The 21,212-nt window shown below is 47.5% G+C and carries 18 protein-coding genes; all 18 read right to left on the bottom strand.

Annotation, left to right across the window (positions count from 1 at the left end):
- Positions 1-219 precede the first annotated feature (219 nt).
- Complete coding sequence (locus MKZ12_RS27045; protein WP_339238173.1) at positions 220-978, bottom strand: WecB/TagA/CpsF family glycosyltransferase; 759 nt, start codon at positions 976-978, stop codon at positions 220-222.
- Between the two features lie 7 nt (positions 979-985).
- Positions 986-2,167, bottom strand: coding sequence for a polysaccharide pyruvyl transferase CsaB (csaB, locus tag MKZ12_RS27050; protein ID WP_339257680.1), 1,182 nt, complete (start codon positions 2,165-2,167; stop codon positions 986-988).
- Positions 2,143-4,164 (bottom strand): DUF5693 family protein, encoded by a 2,022-nt coding sequence (locus tag MKZ12_RS27055; protein ID WP_339238177.1) that lies wholly within the window; start codon positions 4,162-4,164, stop codon positions 2,143-2,145. The genes csaB and MKZ12_RS27055 overlap by 25 nt, the downstream gene beginning before the upstream one ends.
- 216 nt (positions 4,165-4,380) lie before the next feature.
- Positions 4,381-6,102, bottom strand: a complete 1,722-nt coding sequence (locus MKZ12_RS27060) for a phospho-sugar mutase (protein ID WP_339257681.1) — start codon at positions 6,100-6,102, stop codon at positions 4,381-4,383.
- A 112-nt stretch (positions 6,103-6,214) separates the two neighbouring features.
- Complete coding sequence (fabZ, locus tag MKZ12_RS27065; protein WP_145324406.1) at positions 6,215-6,646, bottom strand: 3-hydroxyacyl-ACP dehydratase FabZ; 432 nt, start codon at positions 6,644-6,646, stop codon at positions 6,215-6,217.
- Positions 6,647-7,167: 521 nt separating this feature from the next.
- Positions 7,168-7,392 (bottom strand): DNA-directed RNA polymerase subunit beta, encoded by a 225-nt coding sequence (locus tag MKZ12_RS27070; RefSeq protein ID WP_210109216.1) that lies wholly within the window; start codon positions 7,390-7,392, stop codon positions 7,168-7,170.
- 12 nt (positions 7,393-7,404) lie between these two features.
- Positions 7,405-8,244: a flagellar hook-basal body protein gene (locus MKZ12_RS27075; RefSeq protein ID WP_339238184.1), complete on the bottom strand. Its 840-nt coding sequence runs from the start codon at positions 8,242-8,244 to the stop codon at positions 7,405-7,407.
- A 44-nt stretch (positions 8,245-8,288) separates the two neighbouring features.
- Positions 8,289-9,173, bottom strand: coding sequence for a flagellar hook-basal body protein (locus MKZ12_RS27080; protein WP_339257682.1), 885 nt, complete (start codon positions 9,171-9,173; stop codon positions 8,289-8,291).
- Positions 9,174-9,275: 102 nt separating this feature from the next.
- Complete coding sequence (locus MKZ12_RS27085) at positions 9,276-10,274, bottom strand: rod shape-determining protein (RefSeq protein ID WP_253441322.1); 999 nt, start codon at positions 10,272-10,274, stop codon at positions 9,276-9,278.
- A gap of 219 nt (positions 10,275-10,493) precedes the next feature.
- Positions 10,494-10,781 (bottom strand): sporulation transcriptional regulator SpoIIID, encoded by a 288-nt coding sequence (spoIIID, locus tag MKZ12_RS27090; protein ID WP_024632710.1) that lies wholly within the window; start codon positions 10,779-10,781, stop codon positions 10,494-10,496.
- Positions 10,782-10,951: 170 nt separating this feature from the next.
- Positions 10,952-11,692: a M23 family metallopeptidase gene (locus tag MKZ12_RS27095; protein ID WP_253441323.1), complete on the bottom strand. Its 741-nt coding sequence runs from the start codon at positions 11,690-11,692 to the stop codon at positions 10,952-10,954.
- Positions 11,693-12,173: 481 nt separating this feature from the next.
- On the bottom strand, positions 12,174-13,514 hold the full coding sequence (gene spoIID / locus MKZ12_RS27100; RefSeq protein ID WP_339257683.1) for a stage II sporulation protein D: 1,341 nt from the start codon (positions 13,512-13,514) through the stop codon (positions 12,174-12,176).
- Positions 13,515-13,982: 468 nt separating this feature from the next.
- Positions 13,983-15,329: a UDP-N-acetylglucosamine 1-carboxyvinyltransferase gene (murA, locus tag MKZ12_RS27105; protein WP_082762960.1), complete on the bottom strand. Its 1,347-nt coding sequence runs from the start codon at positions 15,327-15,329 to the stop codon at positions 13,983-13,985.
- A 522-nt stretch (positions 15,330-15,851) separates the two neighbouring features.
- Complete coding sequence (locus tag MKZ12_RS27110) at positions 15,852-16,109, bottom strand: DUF1146 family protein (RefSeq protein WP_124116534.1); 258 nt, start codon at positions 16,107-16,109, stop codon at positions 15,852-15,854.
- A gap of 608 nt (positions 16,110-16,717) precedes the next feature.
- The gene (locus MKZ12_RS27115; RefSeq protein WP_062836965.1) at positions 16,718-17,122 is read right to left on the bottom strand and encodes a F0F1 ATP synthase subunit epsilon; all 405 of its coding nucleotides are present in this window, start codon (positions 17,120-17,122) and stop codon (positions 16,718-16,720) included.
- 60 nt (positions 17,123-17,182) lie between these two features.
- Positions 17,183-18,586, bottom strand: a complete 1,404-nt coding sequence (atpD, locus tag MKZ12_RS27120) for a F0F1 ATP synthase subunit beta (protein WP_047840699.1) — start codon at positions 18,584-18,586, stop codon at positions 17,183-17,185.
- 95 nt (positions 18,587-18,681) lie between these two features.
- Positions 18,682-19,554 (bottom strand): ATP synthase F1 subunit gamma, encoded by an 873-nt coding sequence (gene atpG / locus MKZ12_RS27125; RefSeq protein ID WP_076209796.1) that lies wholly within the window; start codon positions 19,552-19,554, stop codon positions 18,682-18,684.
- A gap of 130 nt (positions 19,555-19,684) precedes the next feature.
- A complete protein-coding gene (gene atpA, locus MKZ12_RS27130) occupies positions 19,685-21,199 on the bottom strand; it encodes a F0F1 ATP synthase subunit alpha (protein ID WP_047840700.1) in 1,515 nt (504 codons plus the stop codon).
- Positions 21,200-21,212: the final 13 nt, after the last annotated feature.

A 21,212-nucleotide genomic window follows, 5' to 3' on the forward strand; every position in this document is an offset into this window, starting at 1 on the left:
GCCTTTATCACGGGATTTCAACCTTGTAAAGGTTAGAAAAAGAAATCCAGGGATAACAGCGATCAAAAGGTTATTCTGACATCGAAGTGGCAACGTGCAACTTAAAGTTTCATTTGAGTGGCACACATGTAATCCGGAATGAATTATACGCCGATCCCACCCGAAAAGCTATCCTCAATTTCTAGCATAAACAAGCATTTATCTCTTAATTACCTGTTTTTAACGGGCTTTTGTCACGTTTTCTTTGTCACGCATCACCTTAACAGCGAATTTCGGAAGCGCAAGCATCCGGCCAGCCCGGCTTGGTTCACGCAATAAGCGATAGAACCACTCCAGTCTTAACTTTTGGAACAGCATAGGCGCACGTTTGGTTTTACCCGAAATCACATCGAAGCTGCCGCCAACGCCCATGGTTACGGGAACCTGCAGTGCATCTTTGTGTTTGTGAATCCAAGGTTCCTGTGTATCGGCCCCACGTGCTACAAACAACAGATCAGGTGAAGCTTCCCGAATAGAAGCAATAACCTGTTCATCCTCAGCCGGACCAAAATAACCGTCGCGATAACCCACAATACGAATCGCCGGATATTGCTGTTGTAACCGAACTGCCGTTTCTTGAATCACCTCAGGGGTGGAACCGAGTAAATATACACCCCATCGATAGTTTTCTCCAACACGCAGCAATTCATGTAAAAGCTCAAATCCCGGCACTCGCTCAGCTACTGGATCTCCACAATAGTTCGCCGCCCATACAACCCCTGTTCCATCAGGAACAATTAATTCCGCAGATTGCATGACTTCCATGATTGCGGGATTTTCCAGTGCAGCCATAACCATAATCGGATTGGCTGTAATGACTTGATGTGGTTGCTTGGACAGCACAGCTTCCTGGAGAACCTTTACCGTTTCTTTCATCGTCAGTTTGGAAAAAGGAATGCCGTAGATCGAAACGGTAGGTATGGATCCGGTCTGACTCATCTTTATCTCATCCTTTGCGGCCTAAATAGTTAATAATCTGCTGTGCAGGCACTCTGGCTTCCTGCTTCAATTCGGTGATGCCATCTTCATGTTCCTTCAGCCACTGTGATCGTTGATCCAGCAATCCAACGACAGTCTTGGCGAGTTTGTCGCCATCGAGTGAGCTCGTATCTCCTGCTGGTTCACTATCCAGTCGAAGCAAGAATTGATCGATTTTCGGATCATACGAGATGCCCACCGGTGGCACATATTGCGAAGCTGCATAGATCAGACTGTGCAGACGCATACCAATGACAAGATCACACTTGCTGACTTCCTCCAGCATAAGCTGAGGGTCGGTCAGATCCTGTGCGATGCTGATCTCACTGCCTTTACTGGTCACATCACCGAGCATTTCCATAAGGAATCGTGATGCCTGTTCATCTACTGGCAGATGAAATGGTAGAAAACGCAAGTGTACGGCTCTTTTGGAGCACAGCTTTTTCAATCCTGCGGCAATAGCCGTTAGCTCTTTACGATCAGACTCCCAGAACCGAACGGATATGCCGATCACAGGAAGCTCGGTATGTCCTCCAGGTAGGGGTTCCACTCGATTCGTCTGAGAAGTATCATTTGCTGAAACTGCAGCTGCTCCACTCTTTACTTTTGTCTCAGGTAATGGCAAGCCCATTACGGGGTCGGGTACTACATGGATCTGATTCCACTGTAGCCCAAGTCCACGCAGGTAATCCGCGGATTGTTCATCCCGAACAGATACATAGGTGCAGCCCTTAAAGACTGATTTGATCATCGGGTTAAAAATTTTTCGATTCACAGGGCCAATACCCTGTGCATAGATAAACGTTGGTTTTTTCAGCATCTGAGCCAGCTTGATCACACCCAGATAATAAGGAATGGATTTCAGTCCAGTTGCATCCTGCAATAGACTTCCTCCGCCACTGATTAGTCCGTCACTCTCCTTGAGTGCTTCACGGACTTCCTTCAATTTCATGCGATTCACGGAGCGCACACCGTACATGGCGGTTGTCGACTCGGGATCACCCGAAAGAACAATAGGTTCAATCGTAATGTTCGACCTTTGGCTTTCCTCTTCCAGCGCTGTCAAAATCGACTTTAGCACCGCTTCGTCTCCGCTATTGCGGAATCCGTAATACCCCGAGATGACTAACTTTTGAGAAGTGGTGACCATTTTTTCCAACATCCTTCCGCTACTTGCCACACACCCACAGCAATGATACCGAAGATTAAGCCAAGTCCCAATCCCATCACTCCACGAATGAGTGACAATACAGCCGGCGTATGGATATGCGCGAACGTATCCACCATGGACAACTGTCCAATCGCTGCAATAATGAGCACAAAGATGACTTTACGATATTTTAAAGCGGCGAACACGCCAACGATAAATAGCGGGTGTCCCAGCATAAATTCTTTGAATCTCGGACGTACACCGAACGTATCTTCCAGCGTAGTACGCAGGAACATCTCGAATGGTGTTACTGATCCCGAGTTGCCTGTACGGCTCAAGTAATAGTATCCAACAACGGCAGCAACGAGTGCCAATACAACCATTAACACATTAATTGGCATACGAAGCATTTCTTTAATTTTCTTAATAGAGAACGATCCAGAACCACGATAAAACACAATGTAGATCGCTACCAGTGCCATAGGTGCAAAGTGCAACAGACTTACGCCGCGGAACTGGTTAATGACCAGACTGTACGTAATGCTGTTAAGCAACGCAATGACAAATGGTACGGCCAGGAACGAAATAATTGACGTTCTTACATATAAAACTACAGTCTGTTTCAAACGACGACCCGCAGATGCGTCGGGTTGACGCTGTTGCTGATAGTTCACGGTACGAACGGCCAGCACCATCGCTATGGTCGGCGCCGCTATGGCCACAAGCAAGGCTATTCCTTGCTCCAGCAGCGTTGGTTTCAAGAGGAACAATCCTGCACTGCCCACCAAAGCAACCACAAATGCGATCAAGGTCAGTAGTGGGATAAAATAAGAAACCATAAGTGCAATCATCGCAATCGCACCAACGAGAGCAACCAGCTTGGCATAACGTTGAATCGACGAATCCTTCACTGTGAATGCTTCAGCTTGTCCGAGTTCGAAGCCATGCTTCGCCATACGTTCTATCGCATGACCCGGCTCACCTAGGCTGTTGATCAGATTCTCAATTGGATCTGTAATCATGGCCTTGGCTGTATTCCGACTTGGCGATGCATTCATATAAAGCATACGAATGTTGCGGTCTTTGGTTGCCAGTACAAAACGGTCAGCGATCGTGTCTACGTCCAGATTGGCATCGCCATCACTAAGCGAGTACAGACGCGTAACGTTGTAATCCGTTTTATAAGCAAGGGTCTGGAATCCAGACTGCGGTTTCTTCAAGTTCTCAATGGCTGCAAGACCAATATTGTGCTTGTTCAGCAACTGTGCGAATTGATCGAGACTTCTCATCTCTGCATTATCATTGTACCCTTTCACAGCATCACCATCAAACAAGATGCGCTTTACGCCATTCTCTTCGAAGAAGGTAAGCAAGCGCTCCATCGATTCCTGGCTGTATGGCACACTGTCTGAGATCCGCGGCAAAATGTAAAAACCTTTATCACGCAGCATCTTCACGGCAACCGGATCGGGCTGCAAAGGCTGCATGTTGGCATTCTCTGGAGGAGTCTGCAATATTAAGCCGCTACGACCTTCATATTCCCATGGTTGTACCGGAATCTGCCGATCAGCGAACGTTTGTTCAATAATAGGGGTATACGTCCGTGCGTTTTCCTCTGATGTAAATAACACATACGTGTAATTTGCGTTAGAAGGGATCACATCTTTGGTCAGGTTGGCGAGATCCTGGCCGTTGTATACCATCAGTCGGCGTGTCTTTCTCAGCTCGTCCAATGTACTTTCGAACACTGCCATCGTTGTTACGCCTGCGTCTTTTAGACGAGTCAATTGTTCATTCATGAAATCTTGCGGATGTGCCTGATACGCGGAGATATCCAGCAGACCCCGATAGTTGAAAACAAGCTCTACCTTTTTGGCAGAAGATTCTGTCTGCACCCGATCACTGATTACAGGGATGGACGCAACCAGACCGATAATAACGACGAGCCACAACCACTTCCGAGAAGCGTTATTCCAATAAAGCCATTTTTGACGCACTACATGTACCTCCTCAAGTGTTGGAACCAAATGCACGTTCAGCTCAAGTAATTCGTTCATTTAACATTCATACAATAGGTTACAAACAGCTTGTGTCAACAAGCCCTGATATATGCCAGTCTATCTACACTTTTATTTCAAAGAAAAACCCCTCCGCCAACCAACCTTACGGTGCGGAGAGGCCTTCTCATGTTCTTGCTCATTGTTGCATTCGTATTATTGTGCGTCTACACGCGACATTACGTTGGTCACCAGACGCTCGATCCGGCTTTCCGCATCTTCCAAACTCTCTCCACGAACGGCGAAGTATACTTTGATCTTCGGTTCTGTTCCTGAAGGACGCAAGCAGAACCATGAACCGTCTGCCAAAATGAACTTCAGTACGTTTTCCTTCGGAAGACCGTCCAGACCAAGGGAGTAGTCCAATACATCTTGTACAGCAATTCCCGCTACTTCTTGTGGCGGATTGGAACGCCAGTCCGTCATTTTGGCCTGAATCTGAGCTACGCCGTCTTTGCCTTTCAGCGTACGGGACTCCAGCTTCTCCAGGAAGTATCCGAATTGGTTGTACAGCTCTTGCAAGACATCATAGAGTGTCTTGCCTTGACTCTTATAATAAGCAGCAGCTTCAGCAATCAGCATCGAGGCAAGAACAGCATCCTTGTCGCGGGCATAGTTGCCTGAAAGGTAGCCATAACTCTCTTCATATCCGAACAAGAAGGTATGACTGCCTGTTGCTTCGAACTGGTTCATTTTTTCACCAATATATTTGAAGCCTGTCAGTGTGTTCATCACTTGTGCACCGTAATGTTCAGCAATAACAGCACCCATCTCACTAGTTACGATCGTTTTGACAACTGCGCCATTGCTTGGCAGTGTTCCTGTCTCTTGCAGGCGACTCAGCAGATAATGTACCATAATGGCACCAGACTGGTTACCAGACAAGACGAAATATTTGCCATCGTTGTCTTTCACGACAGCACCCATACGGTCTGCATCCGGATCTGTTCCGATCAAAATGTCAGCGCCCACGGATTCTCCCAGCTTCATTGCAAGCGTAAACGCTTCGCGTTCTTCCGGGTTGGGGGATTTCACAGTAGAGAACTCAGCATCTGGCTGTTCTTGTTCGGCTACAATGTGCACCTGCTCGAATCCGATCTGCTCCAATACACGACGTACAGGGATGTTGCCTGTTCCGTGCAGCGGTGTGTATACAATTTTGAAATCACGACCAATGCCCGATTGGATCAGTTCGCGGCTCAGACTGCGGCTTGCTACGGTATCCACGAATGCTTGGTCTTGGTCTTCACCCAACCAGATCAGGAGCCCCTGCGCTTCTGCTTCTTCTTGCGTCAGCTTCTTCACGTCAGCAAGGGAAGGCACTTCCTGGATGTACTGAATGACTTTTTCCGCTTCAGCTGGTACCAATTGACCACCCTCATGATTGTAGACCTTGTATCCGTTGTATTCCGGTGGGTTATGGCTCGCTGTTACAACGATTCCGCCAGTAGCCTTCTGATTACGCACTGCAAATGACAACTCTGGAGTTGAACGCAGGGATGGGAACAGCTTGGCTACAATGCCGTTTCCAGCCAGTACAAGCGCAGCATCCAGTGTGAATTCAGGTGAGAAATGACGGGAATCATGAGCAATGACCACAGAAGGTTTGCCTTCTTGGTCACCATGCTGCTCAAGCAAATAACGCGCAAATCCTTGCGTCGCCCGACCTACGGTGTAACGGTTCATCCGGTTGCTTCCTGCACCAATGACCCCGCGCAATCCCCCTGTACCAAACTCCAGGTTTCTGTAAAAACGTTCCTCTAGCTCTTTCGGCTGATCCTGCAAGTCACGAAGCTCCTGTTTCGTTGCTTCATCAATCGAAGCATCCTCCAACCATTGCTGCAACGTCTCTGATGCTGCTGTGCTTAACTGTTCCATTTCTGATAAACCCCTTCCGTCTATATAAATTCAGGTGTGCTGAGTTACTTCAGCATCGTGCATCATTCGGCCCGTCTATGTTCCGAAATGATGTCAATGCTCACGTATGTAATCAGCTTGGGTCAGACAGTGCAAACATAATCTCGCCTTCAGCGACTACTTTATCGTCCACTCGGGCAGTTGCCTTACCTTTACCAATGGAACCCTTCAAACGTGTAATCTCCACTTCCAGGATCAACGTATCTCCGGGCACGACTTGTCCACGGAATCGGAAGTTGTCCAGTCCCGCCAAAAAGCCGATTTTGCCTTTATTGCCTTCCATATTCAGAATGGCTACTGCACCAACTTGAGCCAGCGCTTCAGTAATCAGTACACCCGGCATTACCGGATACTCTGGAAAATGACCAATAAAGAATGGTTCGTTAATGGTTACGTTCTTCAGACCAACGGCACGTTTGCCATCCTCAATCTCTAGAATCTTGTCCACCAGCAAAAACGGGGGACGGTGCGGGATGATTTCTTGAATCTGTTTGATATCGAGCACAGTGTAATCTCCTCTCGGGATGTTTATATGAGCGTTCTTCATCGTAAAATTCTCATGTGCGCATAGGTGACCGTTACGGTTACGGATCGTTCTTTCGATCACTGTTGTTTCCTAATGTTTCTGAACTATATCTCAGATGGATAACATTAGGAAACAGCTTATGCTTTCGAAGCAGCTTTCTTTACAGTAAGCTTTTAGGCGAGCGCTTCGCTTCTTCTGAACGATTCCGTTCCCTCCACTTACTTCGGTGTTGCAAGGTCAACCCCCACATGACAAAGGCGAAGCTCATATAAAATGTTTTAATTTAAATTTTGTATGGAAAGCATATTTTCGGTTAACACTAGTTATATCCTTCATGACTGCAGTAGTGAAGGTTAAGATAAGGGGTCTCTCTTCGCGATGACGAATGTCTTTCGCAGGGGAGGCCTCTTTTGACGTCAAACGTCATCCATCATTATACTGTTTTCAACGTCAAAAAGAAAACTCCTGCCTACGCAGGAGTTTTCGCTTAACTCGTTACATTATGGAGCGAACACTAGATTATATACATGTTCCCATGTACTCCATTGCCATACGGAACCGATATCCTGTTTGCCCAGTACCACATATCCAGCTACCATTCCGCCAGCGAGGGCAAGAACAAGCAGGGCCGGGACCAGGAACCATCTAGCGATGCGCCATCCACTCTTCTTCTTCTTGACTTCCTTTTTCTCTGGCTTACTGTTCTGCTGCTGTGTTTCTGTCATCACATTCACCTTTTATGCTCTCATATTGTTGGCGAGACCCAACATGGAATCACTTGAAGTTAGCGCCTTGGCCGCCAGTTGATATGTCCGCTGTCCTTGCATAAGCAGAGTCATCTCCTGTGTCATATCCACATTGGATTGCTCCAGAAATCCTGGACGGATTAAGGCAGCTGCTTGACGTGTAGCTGCATTCGCGCCAAATACATCATCCTCGGTTAATCCCGCATCCAGGCCGAACAGGTTATCCGCATATTGTACCAGACCTTCAGGGCGTTCAATGTCTACCACTTGGAGTTGTGCCCCAATGATTGCGTTCGCCTCATTACCGCGTCGGATTAACAGGTTGCCATTTTCATCAAAAGCAACTTTGCTATTATTCGGTGCCGTAATGCGATTACCTTGACGATCCAGAGCAAAGTGACCTTCACCATTGACCATCACCATCATATCTGGTGCATTTGGATTAGCTTTTGGTCTTGTATCCGGTACAAAATGAAATGCACCCTGACGTGTCCACATTTTCTCCCCGTTCGCTTCAACTGCAAACATGGCATTTCCTTCAATGGCCAGATCAGTCGGAAGACCGGTCTCGTTCAAGGGGCCTTGAGACATATCCTTCGTCACATCCGCCAAACGAGCACCAAAACCGAGGTTATATCCCATCGGTGTGGAGCGTCCATCCAGTTTGTACTTGTCCGGTTGTTGTTGCACCCGGGTCAGCACATCCTCGAAGGCCGCTTGCTTGCTCTTATAGCCTGCCGTATTCACGTTGGCAATATTATCGGCAATGACATCCAGTCGTTGCTGTATGGCAGTCATGGAAACCTTGGCACTAATCATCGAATTATTCATCGGTGGTTACCCTCCCGCTGCGCGGTTATATTTAAACGTCGGCGTTATACACGCCCGACTTCATTGACGGCTTTATCCAAACTGCGGTCGTAGAACTGTACGACCTTCTGATTCGCTTCATACGCCCGGAATGCGGCGTTCATATCGACTGTTGCCTGTGAAGCATCAACATTGGAGCCTTCCAGATAACCCTGACGGATCTGCACATTATCACCAGCAGCCATCATCCGGGCAGTTGCCCCATTTTCATCACTGAGACTGAAATTGCCATCACCTTGACGAACCAGTTGATTCGGCTGGTCAATGACACTAATGCCGAGAGTAACCCCTGTCGGTGCACCGGTTGCTGCATCCACCAAACGACCTTGCTCATCCACTTTAAATTGCTCTACGGAACCTGTCAACACTACAGGTTGTCCATTATTATCCAACACTTGTGAACCTGTTGAGCTCAGCAGTTGTCCCGTTCCTGTAATCTCGAAGTGACCATCACGTGTATAACCGGTGTTACCTTCTGCATCCTGAACTGTAAAATACGCCTGAGGCTGATAAGTTACCGTGCCATCGGCCCGTACAAATTTGCCTGATGCATCAAAAGGGACAGGTTGTCCAGTCTGCGGATCATTGACCGTCATATTGGATGAAATGGAAAAATCATTTTTCTGCCCCGTCTCCATAATGGTCCCCTGCAAATTCATGGACAAACTCTCTTCCGCGAACACCCCCGTGTTCAGCTTGCCCAGCCGCTTTGTCGGGAGATTTGCATCTCCGCCTACCAAGGTAATGAGCATTTCCGGGAAGGAACGGCTTACGCTGTTGACCTGTTTATATCCCGTGGTGTTCATATTTACGATATTCTGTGTTGCTGTGTCATGGCGGCGTTGTTGCGTAATCATCCCCGCAGTAGCGGTGTACAGACCTCTTAACATGTATTAACCCCTCTCCTCAAGCGCTTGCACTGCATCGCAGGTTGGCTGCTTGTCCGTTCTGCTTTCCGAGCATGGCGAACCTTTGCTTTTTATATCGGCAGATTAGAACTTTTTCTTAACCACCTGATCCAAATTATTAAGCATTATGCCTGTCCCCTTCACGACACAGTGCATTGGATCTTCCGCAACCCATACCGGTACATGCAATTCATTGGACAAAAGCTCGTCCAGTCCGTTCAGCAATGCACCTCCACCTGTCAATACAACACCACGATCGATAATGTCCGCTGACAATTCAGGCGGTGTACGTTCCAATACCGACTTCGCTGCTACGATGATGGATTGCACAGAATCCCAGAGAGCTTCCTGTACTTCATTTCCCGATACCGTTACGGTAACAGGCAGACCGGATACCATATCGCGTCCGCGAATATCCATCTCGGTTTGACGTCCACCCGGATGTACGGAACCAATCGCAATTTTGATATCTTCCGCGGTCCGTTCACCGATCATAAGCTTGTACTTGGCTTTAATAAACTTGATAATAGCTTCGTCGAACTTGTCCCCTGCGACTTTAATAGAAGAGGCGGTGACCACGTCGCCCATAGACAGGACTGCAACGTCAGTCGTACCGCCGCCGATATCCACGACCATATTGCCGCTCGGCTGAAAAATATCCATTCCCGCACCGATCGCTGCCGCTTTCGGCTCTTCTTCCAGAAACACTTCTTTGGCACCGCTGCGTTCTGCCGCCTCGCGGATGGCCTTCTGTTCCACGGAAGTAATGTTCGTTGGTGCACAGATCAAAATCCGAGGGTGGCTGTACCAGCTTCTTGCACCCACACGATTAATGAAATGTCTGAGCATCGCTTCCGTAATCTCGAAGTCCGCAATAACGCCGTCACGCAGCGGTCTAATGGCAACAATGTTACCTGGAGTACGCCCCACCATACGACGCGCTTCTTCCCCAACAGCAAGGACACGCTTCGTATCTCTTTCAATGGTCACGACGGAAGGTTCATCGAGGACAACCCCACTTCCTTTCACGTGAATAAGCACGTTTGCCGTGCCAAGATCAATACCGATATCCTTGCTAAACATAAAAGAGCCCCCAAAGTGATATTATTTGGTCAGCGTATCCTGTGAAAAAGAGTCCCTTATCACGTCACCGCTCGTTCGACAAAGTGCAACATATATATGTAAAAATCGGGCTGATAAGATGTCATAATTCGATCCTGTACCAGCTTTTAACATATCATACTTCAGGGGAGGGATTCAATGCATGTGTGAGCTTTTTGACCTACGTCTTTGTGCAGATGCTTACGATTTGGCGGAAGCCAACACCTCACGTTTCTTGCCACTCGTTTTTTTGTATTTAATTTTGGTCGCTTCACCGCCCCGCAAATGGCGGATTGATTTGTGATACTCCAAAATGTGTTTCACCTGGTCAGCAAGATCAGGGTTGATTTCCGGCAGACGCTCCGTCAGATCCTTATGCACAGTACTCTTTGACACGCCGAATTCTTTGGCTATGGTACGGACCGTATTCCTCGTCTCAACAATGCAGCGACCAATTTTGATGGTCCGTTCCTTGATGTAATCGTGCACGCTCCCGCCTCCCTACTGTGTGGATAGTTTGGTACATTATATGAGGAGCATGCCTATATATTCGCGGTTTAGAGGTGTGACAAGCTTCGAAGGTCCCATTATTTTCTGAAAAGCACAAAAAGAGCAGAGGTTGAACCCTCTGCCCATCATGTTGCTGCGGTAAAAATCATTTATTTTTCCGGAAGATATCCTTGCGGGTTAACCGGCTGTCCATCTTCGTACACTTCAAAGTGAAGGTGGTTGCCAAGCGTTTTACCCAATTCATTGACACCAGCAGATGCAATCGCATCTCCCTGTTTCACTTCGTCGTCCTGTTTCACTTTGACGTCTGCCAAGCTTTGGTATACCGTTTTCAGGTTATCACTGTGTGTGATTTCCACAACTTGACCTGTGAGCGGATTTTGCTCAACCCGGGTAACTTTACCGGCAAGCGCTGCTTTGACTTCAAACGTTTTGTTATCCCCACGTGCCAGATCCACACCCGTGTTCGGGATGAATGTATCATTGTACTGCACCATTGCCGCTTCATGTTCCTCGGTTGAAGCTTCGCTATCATAGAAAGGTTTTACGACCGAAATTTCGGACGGTACCGCTACCGGCCATACAAAATTCTCCGACTTGGCAACAACTTCCACACTTTCTTCTTCTCCGCCTGCTGCTGTTCCTTCTGTACCCGCCGATGCACCTGTTTCTACTACCCCGCTAGCAGAGTCCGGGTTCATAGCTTTGTCGCCTGTTCCCTGATAGACCCACACTAAGGTTAGTATAATGCCTGCTGCTGCGATGTAGGCTGCCGGGAAGACCCAGCGTTTGGACATTGCTCTTTTCCATGAAGAGGGCTGGCTAGCCGGTACTCCTTGAGTTGTTTTAGGAGTTTCTTCTTGGACTGTTTTTTTGTTTTGTTCATTCATCTTGATCACCTCAGTAACAAGTGTTACCGGGTGCAACTCTTTTATACACGCGCGACTCTAATTATTTTCACGGAGGTTTCAAAGAGTGCTATATATGTGTGTGGGGGGAGTGATTAGTGCGTGCGCCGCTTCGGGGCCAGAAAACCTTTCGACCGCTGGTTACTACCGGATTTCTTCTATCACCTTCCTTCAAAGGTGAAATCCAGTAGTAAAGGCGGACACTTCGTTTCTTCAGGTCTTTTCTGTCCCCTGCGCTCTCCATACGTTAGCACTCTCCGCATATATAGCCAAGTCTTAAAACCTCCGGAAAGGGCGGTTGGTAGACTGGTCTGGATTGGCTGTAGAGACCAATCCTTCTATGAAGTGCATTTATCGGCTAAAGGCGAAATGATATAGGATGTGACTGGATACCGGCCGACTAAGGCTTTCCTGACGTCCTCATATGTCAAAGCATTTATCTATCCATCCTTGTTCATCTCACCTACTTCGATGCAAGCATCTTGGATGCCTGTCCGAATGAGATGCCGGTATAGTAGTGTTTGAGAATCTGGGTGGCTGTGTGTCCCTCCTGCGCCATGCCGTTTGCTCCCCATTGGCTCATGCCAACACCATGCCCGTATCCATACGTTGTAATCTGGACCTCATCACCTGTGGTCTTCCAACTGAACTGGCTAGATCTTAATCCAAGTAGCTTGCGCACCTCTGGACCACTGAAGGTTTCACCTGCAATCTGCATTTCCTTAATCCGATGTCCTTTGGTTGTAGACAATACCTCCATCCACGACCCACTCTTCTGGGTGGTAACCGGAATGGCATCCAGGTTCAGCTTCTGCAGAATCTCGTTACGTTTCATGGTAACGGTCTGTTTGTAGCCTGGGGCAAGGTTTTTGTCCCATGGACTGTCCACACTTTGCAGATACGGTACAGCGTTACCCCACACATCCTCCGCATTCTCGGTATACCCATTACTTGTGGAAAAAAAGGATGCGGTGATCGCCTTGCCCTGATATGTCATCACCGTATCTCGACTTTCGCGCACAGCCTGTTGCAGCTTCTCCCATTCCTTCGCCTTCCCTAGGCGAGTCCAATCTGCTTTTACCTGATCTGGCGGAATAAACACCTGATGGCTGACCGTATCCGTCACATCCGCCGCACCTGATGGAACACCGCTTGTATCACTAGCAGCAAGCCTTCGCACGATAAACGTGCGAGCCGCTATCGCCTGCGCCTTTAACGCCTCCAGCCTGAATTCCGCCGGCATCTCAGCAGCCACAACCCCCGTAACATAGTCTTCCAGCGGCAGATTCATTGTTGTGCCCGTTGCAGACAGGTATACGCGTACCTGGGGTTCTGGATAGGTAACAGGAACTGCTGGCACAGGAGCTGGAGTTTTTGTACTGCTGGCATCTGTTGGAGCAGGGTTCGGCTTGGGTGATTCGGTTGTCCGTGGCCATACCAGAATGACCGGAATCAGCAAAGCCATTGCCAATAAGGCAGATACAGCGGCAGCAGGTTGCCATCGTGTAGCGTTGCGTCCCCATCGGGGTTTTCGCCCGAATGTCCGCATTCGGCGACGCTTCACACGGCGGAATTGATCCAGCTCAATTACAGGTATATGAATATGCTCGGTTGCCTGCCGGTTCAGCTCATCTGTCGACACCCGTCCTGGGTTTGATAATCTTGCAGGCTGTGATGGAACAGTCCTCAGATTTAATGGGGCAGGCTTGTCTCTTTCCACTCCAGAAACGATATTCTCCTCCGGCTCTTGCATACCTGGACGAGGGATCAGGGGTACCTTTACCTGTACACGAGCTTCTTTCATTCGACTATAACCCTCCGTTATCTATGGCCGGTCATGTGCCGGTCGTGTTGTTCAAATCCATAGTTTAGGTTATGACCTAGCTCGATCTGATAGAACCTGATTTAAGAGAAACGAGGCCCTTTTCCTTCCATTCACTCACCTGCTTTTTTTGCCGTGTATCTCTTACAAATGCTGATTTGTCGCCATAAATAGGTGTTTATCCGTAAACCAAATTCTTAAAACAGGCGCTCTTTCATTTTGTTCAGACTTGGTACAGAATACGATGTTATGTTATATAAATTAGGACCAGCTATTAATAGAATCAGGTATCAAATTTCTCATCATCTTGTTAAAAGTAAACACAAAAAAAGCCAAGCCAGATGGCTTAGCTTTATCATTTTTTTTACAATATACGTTCCATCGCATTCATAACCACACAAGCGTGTCGTTCATCATAGAGGGACCATATTTTCACTATACAACCCAGTGTTAAGCCAAAGTTGGTTGCACCTTAAACATCGGTACTTCTTTCTCCACTTTTTCACTAGGAGCTTTGGTTGCTTCCAGCTTAGGCTCATCAACCGAGATCCGATAGATGTCAGCGCCAAGTCCGTTAAGCTTCTCAGCCAGATGTACATAACCACGGTCGATGTGATGAACACCGCCCACTTCCGTTGTACCTTCAGCAACAAGACCTGCAATAATGAGTGCGGCACCCGCACGCAAATCGGTAGCCGTTACTTTGGCACCCTTCAGTTTGGCATTACCTGTGATGATGGACGAACGTCCTTCAACTTTGATCTCCGCATTCATCAATTGGAACTCATCCACATGCATGAATCGGTTTTCAAAAACAGTCTCTGTCACAACACTTGTTCCTTCAGATGCGAGCAAGAGTGCCATCATCTGGGACTGCATATCTGTTGGGAATCCTGGGTATGGTAATGTTTTCACATCCACAGCCTTAAGAGGGCGATCTGCGATTACACGCACGCCATTCTCATCCGGTTGGATGGTTACACCCATCTCTTCAAGCTTCGCGATAACGGAGCCTAAATGATCAGAGATCGCACCTTCAATGTACACGTCACCACCAGAAATTGCAGCAGCAGCCATATACGTACCCGCTTCTACCCGATCCGGAATGACTGTGTGTGTAACGCCTGTGAGTTTCTCCACACCTTCAATGCGGATGACTCCAGTACCAGCACCACGCACGATGGCACCCATTCCGTTCAGGAAATTGGCAAGATCCACAATCTCAGGTTCTTTGGCAGCATTCTCCAGAACAGTTACGCCTTCGGCCAATGTTGCAGCCATCATAATATTTTGAGTGGCACCTACAGAAGCCACATCCAGATAAATTTTCGCGCCACGTAACCGTCCTTGGCTACGAGCTTCGATATAACCTTGGCCCAAGCTGATCTCTGCGCCCATGGCTTCAAAACCTTTCAAATGCTGATCAATAGGCCGTGTACCGATGGCACATCCACCAGGAAGTGAGATTCTTGTATGACCCATTCGAGTCAACAGAGGCCCCATGACCAGGAAAGACGCCCGCATTTTACTTACCCATTCGTACGGGGCTTCACAGGAAGTAAGCTTCTCCGCATTTACGGTAATCACTTCGTCCCGGTATGTAACTCCCGCTCCCAGCGATTCCAACACCTTGTTAATCGTCATCACATCGTCTAGAGGAGGCGCGTCAATAATAACGCTTTGTCCTTCTTCCCCTAAGAGAGAGGCAGCGATGATCGGAAGAACAGAATTTTTAGCGCCGCTAACTTTGACACTTCCGGTCAACCTTTTGCCACCGCGGACGATAAATTTGCTCATCATGGTTCCCTCCGCGCTTTTATTCCCTTTTCTTCATTCCGGAATACGTAAGCCCCACTGTGTGTAGAAAGGACTGTTGCTGTGTGTGGAATTTCGACATATTCTGGCATATTGCCACAGATGTCTGTTCAGAAAAGAATTGGTTTTTATAATCCATATCAATGATACCATGTGCCGTGCTTCTTGCTATTCAGCATGTAAAATTAGTGTCTTACAAGCCAGCAGAGCATCAGAACAGACAGAGTGGGATGGTTATTAGCCGGCATGAACCGGATATCCCGTTTATAACTACAAAATAAGTGAACAATTGTGAATTCCCTAACTTCCATCATAACATTGTTGAATTGTACGATACAAGCATTTTTACATAAAACATCTCAAATTCATCCAATTTTACGTCACATTTTTTTCTTAATTTCTTTACCGACAACTCATACTCTAATTGTTAACACAATTAATCGATGTTATTCGACAATGAGCTCCTTCAAGGGCCTAACAGATGATTAACCAACCATCTCAACATTAAAACAAATTACGCAACATTTGAGTCCATGACAAGTAGTCAATGACAAAGCCAGCAACGGCATGCCCCAGAATGATGGCGAGCAACAAATGTAACAGTCTTCCCTGAGCACCTCGTGGTTGTCTGATGATTAAATCCAGTTTGAGATTCTGCAAAGCCCACCAAGACAACGCAATACATAAAAGGGAGACGATGATTGAGACCAAGCCATTGGTGCTTAACGCCTGGTTCACCTGATTCGTCAGATCAGTATCCATATATTCTTTACCTCCACATTTGTTGCAGCGATCAGCATATCATATGCCCGGCACCCATAACTTGTTAGTATACTGGAATGTCTTGAGCACAACATACTGAGCGCACTGTCAGATTTACTCCTGCCAGGCAGGAATCTCCTGATACCCAAAGAACGAGCAGCAACAATCCGGCTGTGCAAGACTATGGAATCTACTACGCAGCTTCCTGCTTCTGCTGACTCTATGGAATATAGGCTCTTTCATCATACATTGTCAATTACATTGATTTCCACTTCTCAAATATTTTAATTTTAAATTGCCGGGATTTTGTGACTAAAACGACATAAAAGAGCGCTATTTCGATATCGATTCTGTCATTTCCTCGGAAATAATTTTAATTTTCTCATGAAAAAAATGGTTCTCTTTGTGGTAAATACGCCCACTACTTTAGTCCTATATTCTATGCAATTCCTCATCATTGGTGAATATTTTGCTTAAAATACTTCTGTTTACTGAAGGGATATGATGAGATTTTGTGGTCAGCCATTTTGATATATTCGATAAAACAATTCTATCAGACAAACTCAAAAAAGCCCGGCAGACTAAGCCGCCGGGCTTCCAAGAATCGTTTATTTGCCAAAAACGTTAATCCGGTTAACCGCTTTTTGCAGCGCAATCTCTGCACGACGGTGATCAAAGTGGTCCTGATTGCTTTGGCTTGCAAGCCGACGCTCTGCCCGCTCTTTCGCCGCACGCGCACGGTCCACATCAATGTTTTCCGGGAATTCAGCACTCTCTGCGAGTACAACAACCTTATCTTTACGTACTTCGATAAACCCGCCACCGATAGCAACTTGTTTATTTTCTTTTCCGTTACGAATATAGATTGGTGCAATCTGCAAAGGTGTAACCATAGGAATATGACCAGGCAGAATGCCCAGTTCCCCTTCAATACCACGAGCCGTGATGCTATCCACTTGTTCTGAATACACCAGACGCTCAGGTGTTACAATCTCCAACAAAAAGGTGCTCAATTCCATCCCTCCTGAAACTATCCGAAGGATAGCCCACATAAGGACAATCCTGGATTCAGACTAAACCAGTGTTTTGGCTTTCTCCACTGCCTCTTCAATTGTACCAACAAAGAGGAAAGCTGCTTCCGGAAGATCATCATACTTACCTTCGAGAATCTCTTTAAAGCTGCGCACCGTTTCTTTAACCGGAACGTATTTACCCGGAATACCGTTAAATGCTTCAGCAACGTGGAAAGGCTGGGACAAGAAACGTTGGATTTTACGAGCACGGTATACAAGCGCTCTGTCTTCCTCACTCAACTCGTCCATACCCAAGATCGCAATGATATCTTGCAATTCATTGTAACGCGCCAAGATACGTTTAACGCCTTGAGCTACGCTGTAGTGTTCTTCACCTACAACTTCAGGGGACAAGATCCGGGAGCTGGAAGCCAGTGGATCTACCGCAGGGTAGATACCCATCTCGGAAATTTTACGCTCCAGGTTCGTCGTTGCATCCAAGTGAGCAAACGTCGTTGCAGGAGCCGGGTCAGTGTAGTCATCCGCAGGCACGTAGATGGCCTGGATGGATGTTACAGAACCTTTTTTCGTTGATGTGATACGTTCTTGCAGTTGACCCATTTCTGTTGCCAGCGTAGGTTGGTAACCTACTGCGGAAGGCATACGTCCAAGCAAGGCAGATACTTCTGAACCCGCTTGGGTGAAACGGAAGATATTATCGATAAAGAGCAACACGTCACGGCCTTCTTCATCACGGAAGTATTCCGCCATGGTCAGACCTGTGAGGGCTACACGAAGACGTGCGCCTGGAGGCTCGTTCATTTGTCCGAAGACCATTGCTGTTTTGTTGATAACGCCGGAATCACTCATCTCGTGATACAAGTCATTACCTTCACGTGTACGCTCACCAACACCCGCGAATACGGAGATACCACCGTGTTCTTGTGCGATGTTGTTGATCAATTCCTGAATGGTTACCGTCTTACCTACACCGGCACCGCCGAAGAGACCGATCTTACCACCTTTAGCGTAAGGAGCAAGCAAGTCGATAACTTTGATTCCTGTCTCCAACATCTCTGCTTGGGTAGTCAGTTCATCAAATGCAGGTGCTGAACGGTGAATCGGGTTCTTGTGCTCAGCAGCTACGGCACCGCCAGTATCAATTGCTTCGCCGAGTACGTTAAATACACGACCCAGTGTTGCTTCACCGACAGGTACAGAGATTGGTGCTCCTGTATCTAAAGCTTCCATACCACGAACAAGTCCATCCGTGGAGGACATCGCAATACAACGTACTCGGTTGTCACCCAGATGTTTCGAAGCTTCGAGTGTAAGGTTTACACTAACGCCGCTCTCACTTACTGTAGTGATCGTAATGGCATTGAGGATTTCCGGCAGACCGCCGCGATCAAACTCGACGTCAACAACCGGACCCATGATGCTCACAACGCGTCCTTTGTTCATCTTAACGTTCCCCTCCTACAAGCCTGCTACTTTTGCAAAAATAATGTACCGTTCGTTTATCTTTGCTCTGCAAGCCTTCATTAATAAAAAAACGGTTAGCCTTGTGCTGCGTTGGCACCTGCCACAATTTCCGTAATCTCCTGCGTAATCGCCGCTTGGCGGGCACGGTTGTATGTCAATGACAAGTCATTAATGAGTTTAGATGCATTTTTGGTTGCATTACCCATTGCCGTCATTTTCGCACCCAGCTCACTCGCCTTACCGTTCAGAAGTGCACCATAGATCAGCGTTTCCGCATAACGCGGAAGCAAAACTTCAAGTACAGCTTCAGCAGACGGCTCGTATTCGTAGCTTGCCGTTGGTCCTTCCGCAGCAGTTACCTCAGGTGTTTCCATTGGAAGAAGTTTTTCTACCGTAGGAATCTGGGTCAACGCATTCACAAAGCGGTTATAACAAATGTACAATTCATCAAATTCAGCCAGTTCAAACCCATGAACAGCTTCGTGTGCGATGGATTTGATATCTGCAAATGAAGGCGAATCCGACAGATCCGTTGTTGTGGATGCCATCGCCATTTCACGACGTCTGAAGTAGTCGCGTCCCTTACGTCCAATGACGAACAATTCGTAGTCATCCTGGGAGTTGTGGCGCTCTTTGAGCGTCTGATTAACCTGACGCAAAACGTTCGCATTGTATCCACCCGCAAGACCACGGTCCGATGTAATGATCAGGTAAGCTGTCTTTTTGACGGGACGGCTCTCCAGCATCGGATGCTGTATGCCTTGCGTGCTAGATGCAATACTCGCTACAACTTCTTTCAGTTTCTCCGAATAAGGACGGGCTGCTTCCGCTTTTTCCTGCGCTTTACGCAGTTTTGCAGCAGCTACCATCTCCATTGCTTTGGTGATCTGCTTGGTGCTTTGTACGCTTTTAATTTGCCGCTTAATTTCGCGCATGCCTTTTGCCATGATTTCACCACCTTAAAGTTTTGACAAAGTCAAAACTACATCGTAAGCACAACCCTGTTTTGACAGAGTCAACGTATTACATGCAGACATGCGGAATCGGTTAGACAACTCCGCACCTGCAATCATTTATTTAGACAGAGACAGCAAAGCTCTTTCTGAACTTCTCGATTGCACCTTTCAGTGCATTTTCGTTGTCTGCAGTCAATTCTTTAGTATCACGGATGGATGCAAGAATCTCCGGATGGCTGCTCTCCATGAACGCAAGGAACTCACGCTCGAAACGAGTAACATCACCTGTTGGAATCTCATCCAGGAATCCTTTAACCGCAGTGTACAAGCTGACAACCTGTTGTTCTACAGGCAGAGGCTGGTTAACACCTTGCTTCAGGATTTCCATCATACGCGCACCACGATTCAGGCGGGCCTGAGTCGCTTTATCCAGATCGGAACCGAACTGGGAGAACGCTTGAAGCTCACGATATTGAGCGAGGTCGAGACGCAGGGAACCTGCAACCTTTTTCATCGCTTTGATCTGAGCAGAACCACCGACACGGGATACGGAAATACCTACGTTGATCGCCGGGCGTTGTCCAGCATTGAACAAGTCAGCTTCCAGGAAGATTTGTCCGTCCGTGATGGAGATTACGTTCGTTGGGATGTATGCAGATACGTCGGAAGCTTGTGTTTCAATGAACGGCAGTGCGGTTAAAGAACCACCACCAAGTTCATCATTCAGCTTCGCAGCACGCTCCAGCAAACGGGAGTGCAGGTAGAAGACGTCACCCGGATAAGCCTCACGGCCCGGTGGACGACGAAGCAACAAGGAAAGCTCACGGTATGCAGAGGCTTGTTTGGTCAAGTCATCATAAATGACCAGAACGTGCTCGCCTTTGTACATGAAGTACTCACCCATCGAACAACCGGAATACGGTGCGATGTACAAGAGTGGTGATGGATCGGAAGCTGCTGCAGTTACAACAATCGTGTACTCCATTGCGCCTTTACGACGAAGGGTTTCCACAACTTGAGCAACCGTAGACTGTTTCTGACCAATAGCCACATAGATACACTTCATGCCGCTACCTTTTTGGTTCAGGATCGCATCAATTGCGATGGATGTTTTACCTGTTTGACGGTCACCGATGATCAATTCACGTTGTCCACGGCCGATTGGAACCATGGCATCAATGGCTTTGATCCCTGTTTGCATCGGCTCATGAACCGATTTACGATCCATTACGCCTGGTGCTTTACCTTCAACCGGACGGAATTCCGTTGTAGCGATTGGCCCTTTGCCATCCACTGGAATACCGAGCGGGTTCACAACGCGTCCAATCAATGCTTCGCCTACAGGCACTTGCATGATTTGGCCCGTACGTTTCACTTGGTCACCTTCACGAATATCGTAGTAAGGTCCCAGGATAACGACACCGACATTGCTTTCTTCCACGTTCATGGCGAGTCCCATAACACCGCTTGGGAATTCAACCAACTCGTTGGACATGACGTTCTCAAGTCCGTAAACACGAGCGATACCATCACCAACCTCGATTACCGTTCCGACTTCGACTACATCGATATCGGTCTTGTATTGTTCGATTTGGCTCTTAATTAATGTACTGATTTCTTCTGGTTTGATACTCAAGTGTCCTCACCCC

The organism is Paenibacillus sp. FSL R5-0713 (assembly GCF_037973325.1).
Classification (GTDB): domain Bacteria; phylum Bacillota; class Bacilli; order Paenibacillales; family Paenibacillaceae; genus Paenibacillus.

What these genes read in the sequence shown, in the direction of transcription:
- MKZ12_RS27045 (WP_339238173.1), bottom strand. Translation starts at nt 978, where the DNA reads ATGAGTCAGACCGGATCCATACCTACCGTTTCGATCTACGGCATTCCT.
- csaB (WP_339257680.1), bottom strand. Translation starts at nt 2,167, where the DNA reads ATGGTCACCACTTCTCAAAAGTTAGTCATCTCGGGGTATTACGGATTC.
- MKZ12_RS27060 (WP_339257681.1), bottom strand. Translation starts at nt 6,102, where the DNA reads ATGGAACAGTTAAGCACAGCAGCATCAGAGACGTTGCAGCAATGGTTG.
- MKZ12_RS27070 (WP_210109216.1), bottom strand. Translation starts at nt 7,392, where the DNA reads ATGACAGAAACACAGCAGCAGAACAGTAAGCCAGAGAAAAAGGAAGTC.
- MKZ12_RS27075 (WP_339238184.1), bottom strand. Translation starts at nt 8,244, where the DNA reads ATGAATAATTCGATGATTAGTGCCAAGGTTTCCATGACTGCCATACAG.
- MKZ12_RS27080 (WP_339257682.1), bottom strand. Translation starts at nt 9,173, where the DNA reads ATGTTAAGAGGTCTGTACACCGCTACTGCGGGGATGATTACGCAACAA.
- MKZ12_RS27085 (WP_253441322.1), bottom strand. Translation starts at nt 10,274, where the DNA reads ATGTTTAGCAAGGATATCGGTATTGATCTTGGCACGGCAAACGTGCTT.
- MKZ12_RS27095 (WP_253441323.1), bottom strand. Translation starts at nt 11,692, where the DNA reads ATGAATGAACAAAACAAAAAAACAGTCCAAGAAGAAACTCCTAAAACA.
- spoIID (WP_339257683.1), bottom strand. Translation starts at nt 13,514, where the DNA reads ATGAAAGAAGCTCGTGTACAGGTAAAGGTACCCCTGATCCCTCGTCCA.
- murA (WP_082762960.1), bottom strand. Translation starts at nt 15,329, where the DNA reads ATGAGCAAATTTATCGTCCGCGGTGGCAAAAGGTTGACCGGAAGTGTC.
- MKZ12_RS27110 (WP_124116534.1), bottom strand. Translation starts at nt 16,109, where the DNA reads ATGGATACTGATCTGACGAATCAGGTGAACCAGGCGTTAAGCACCAAT.
- atpD (WP_047840699.1), bottom strand. Translation starts at nt 18,586, where the DNA reads ATGAACAAAGGACGCGTTGTGAGCATCATGGGTCCGGTTGTTGACGTC.
- atpG (WP_076209796.1), bottom strand. Translation starts at nt 19,554, where the DNA reads ATGGCAAAAGGCATGCGCGAAATTAAGCGGCAAATTAAAAGCGTACAA.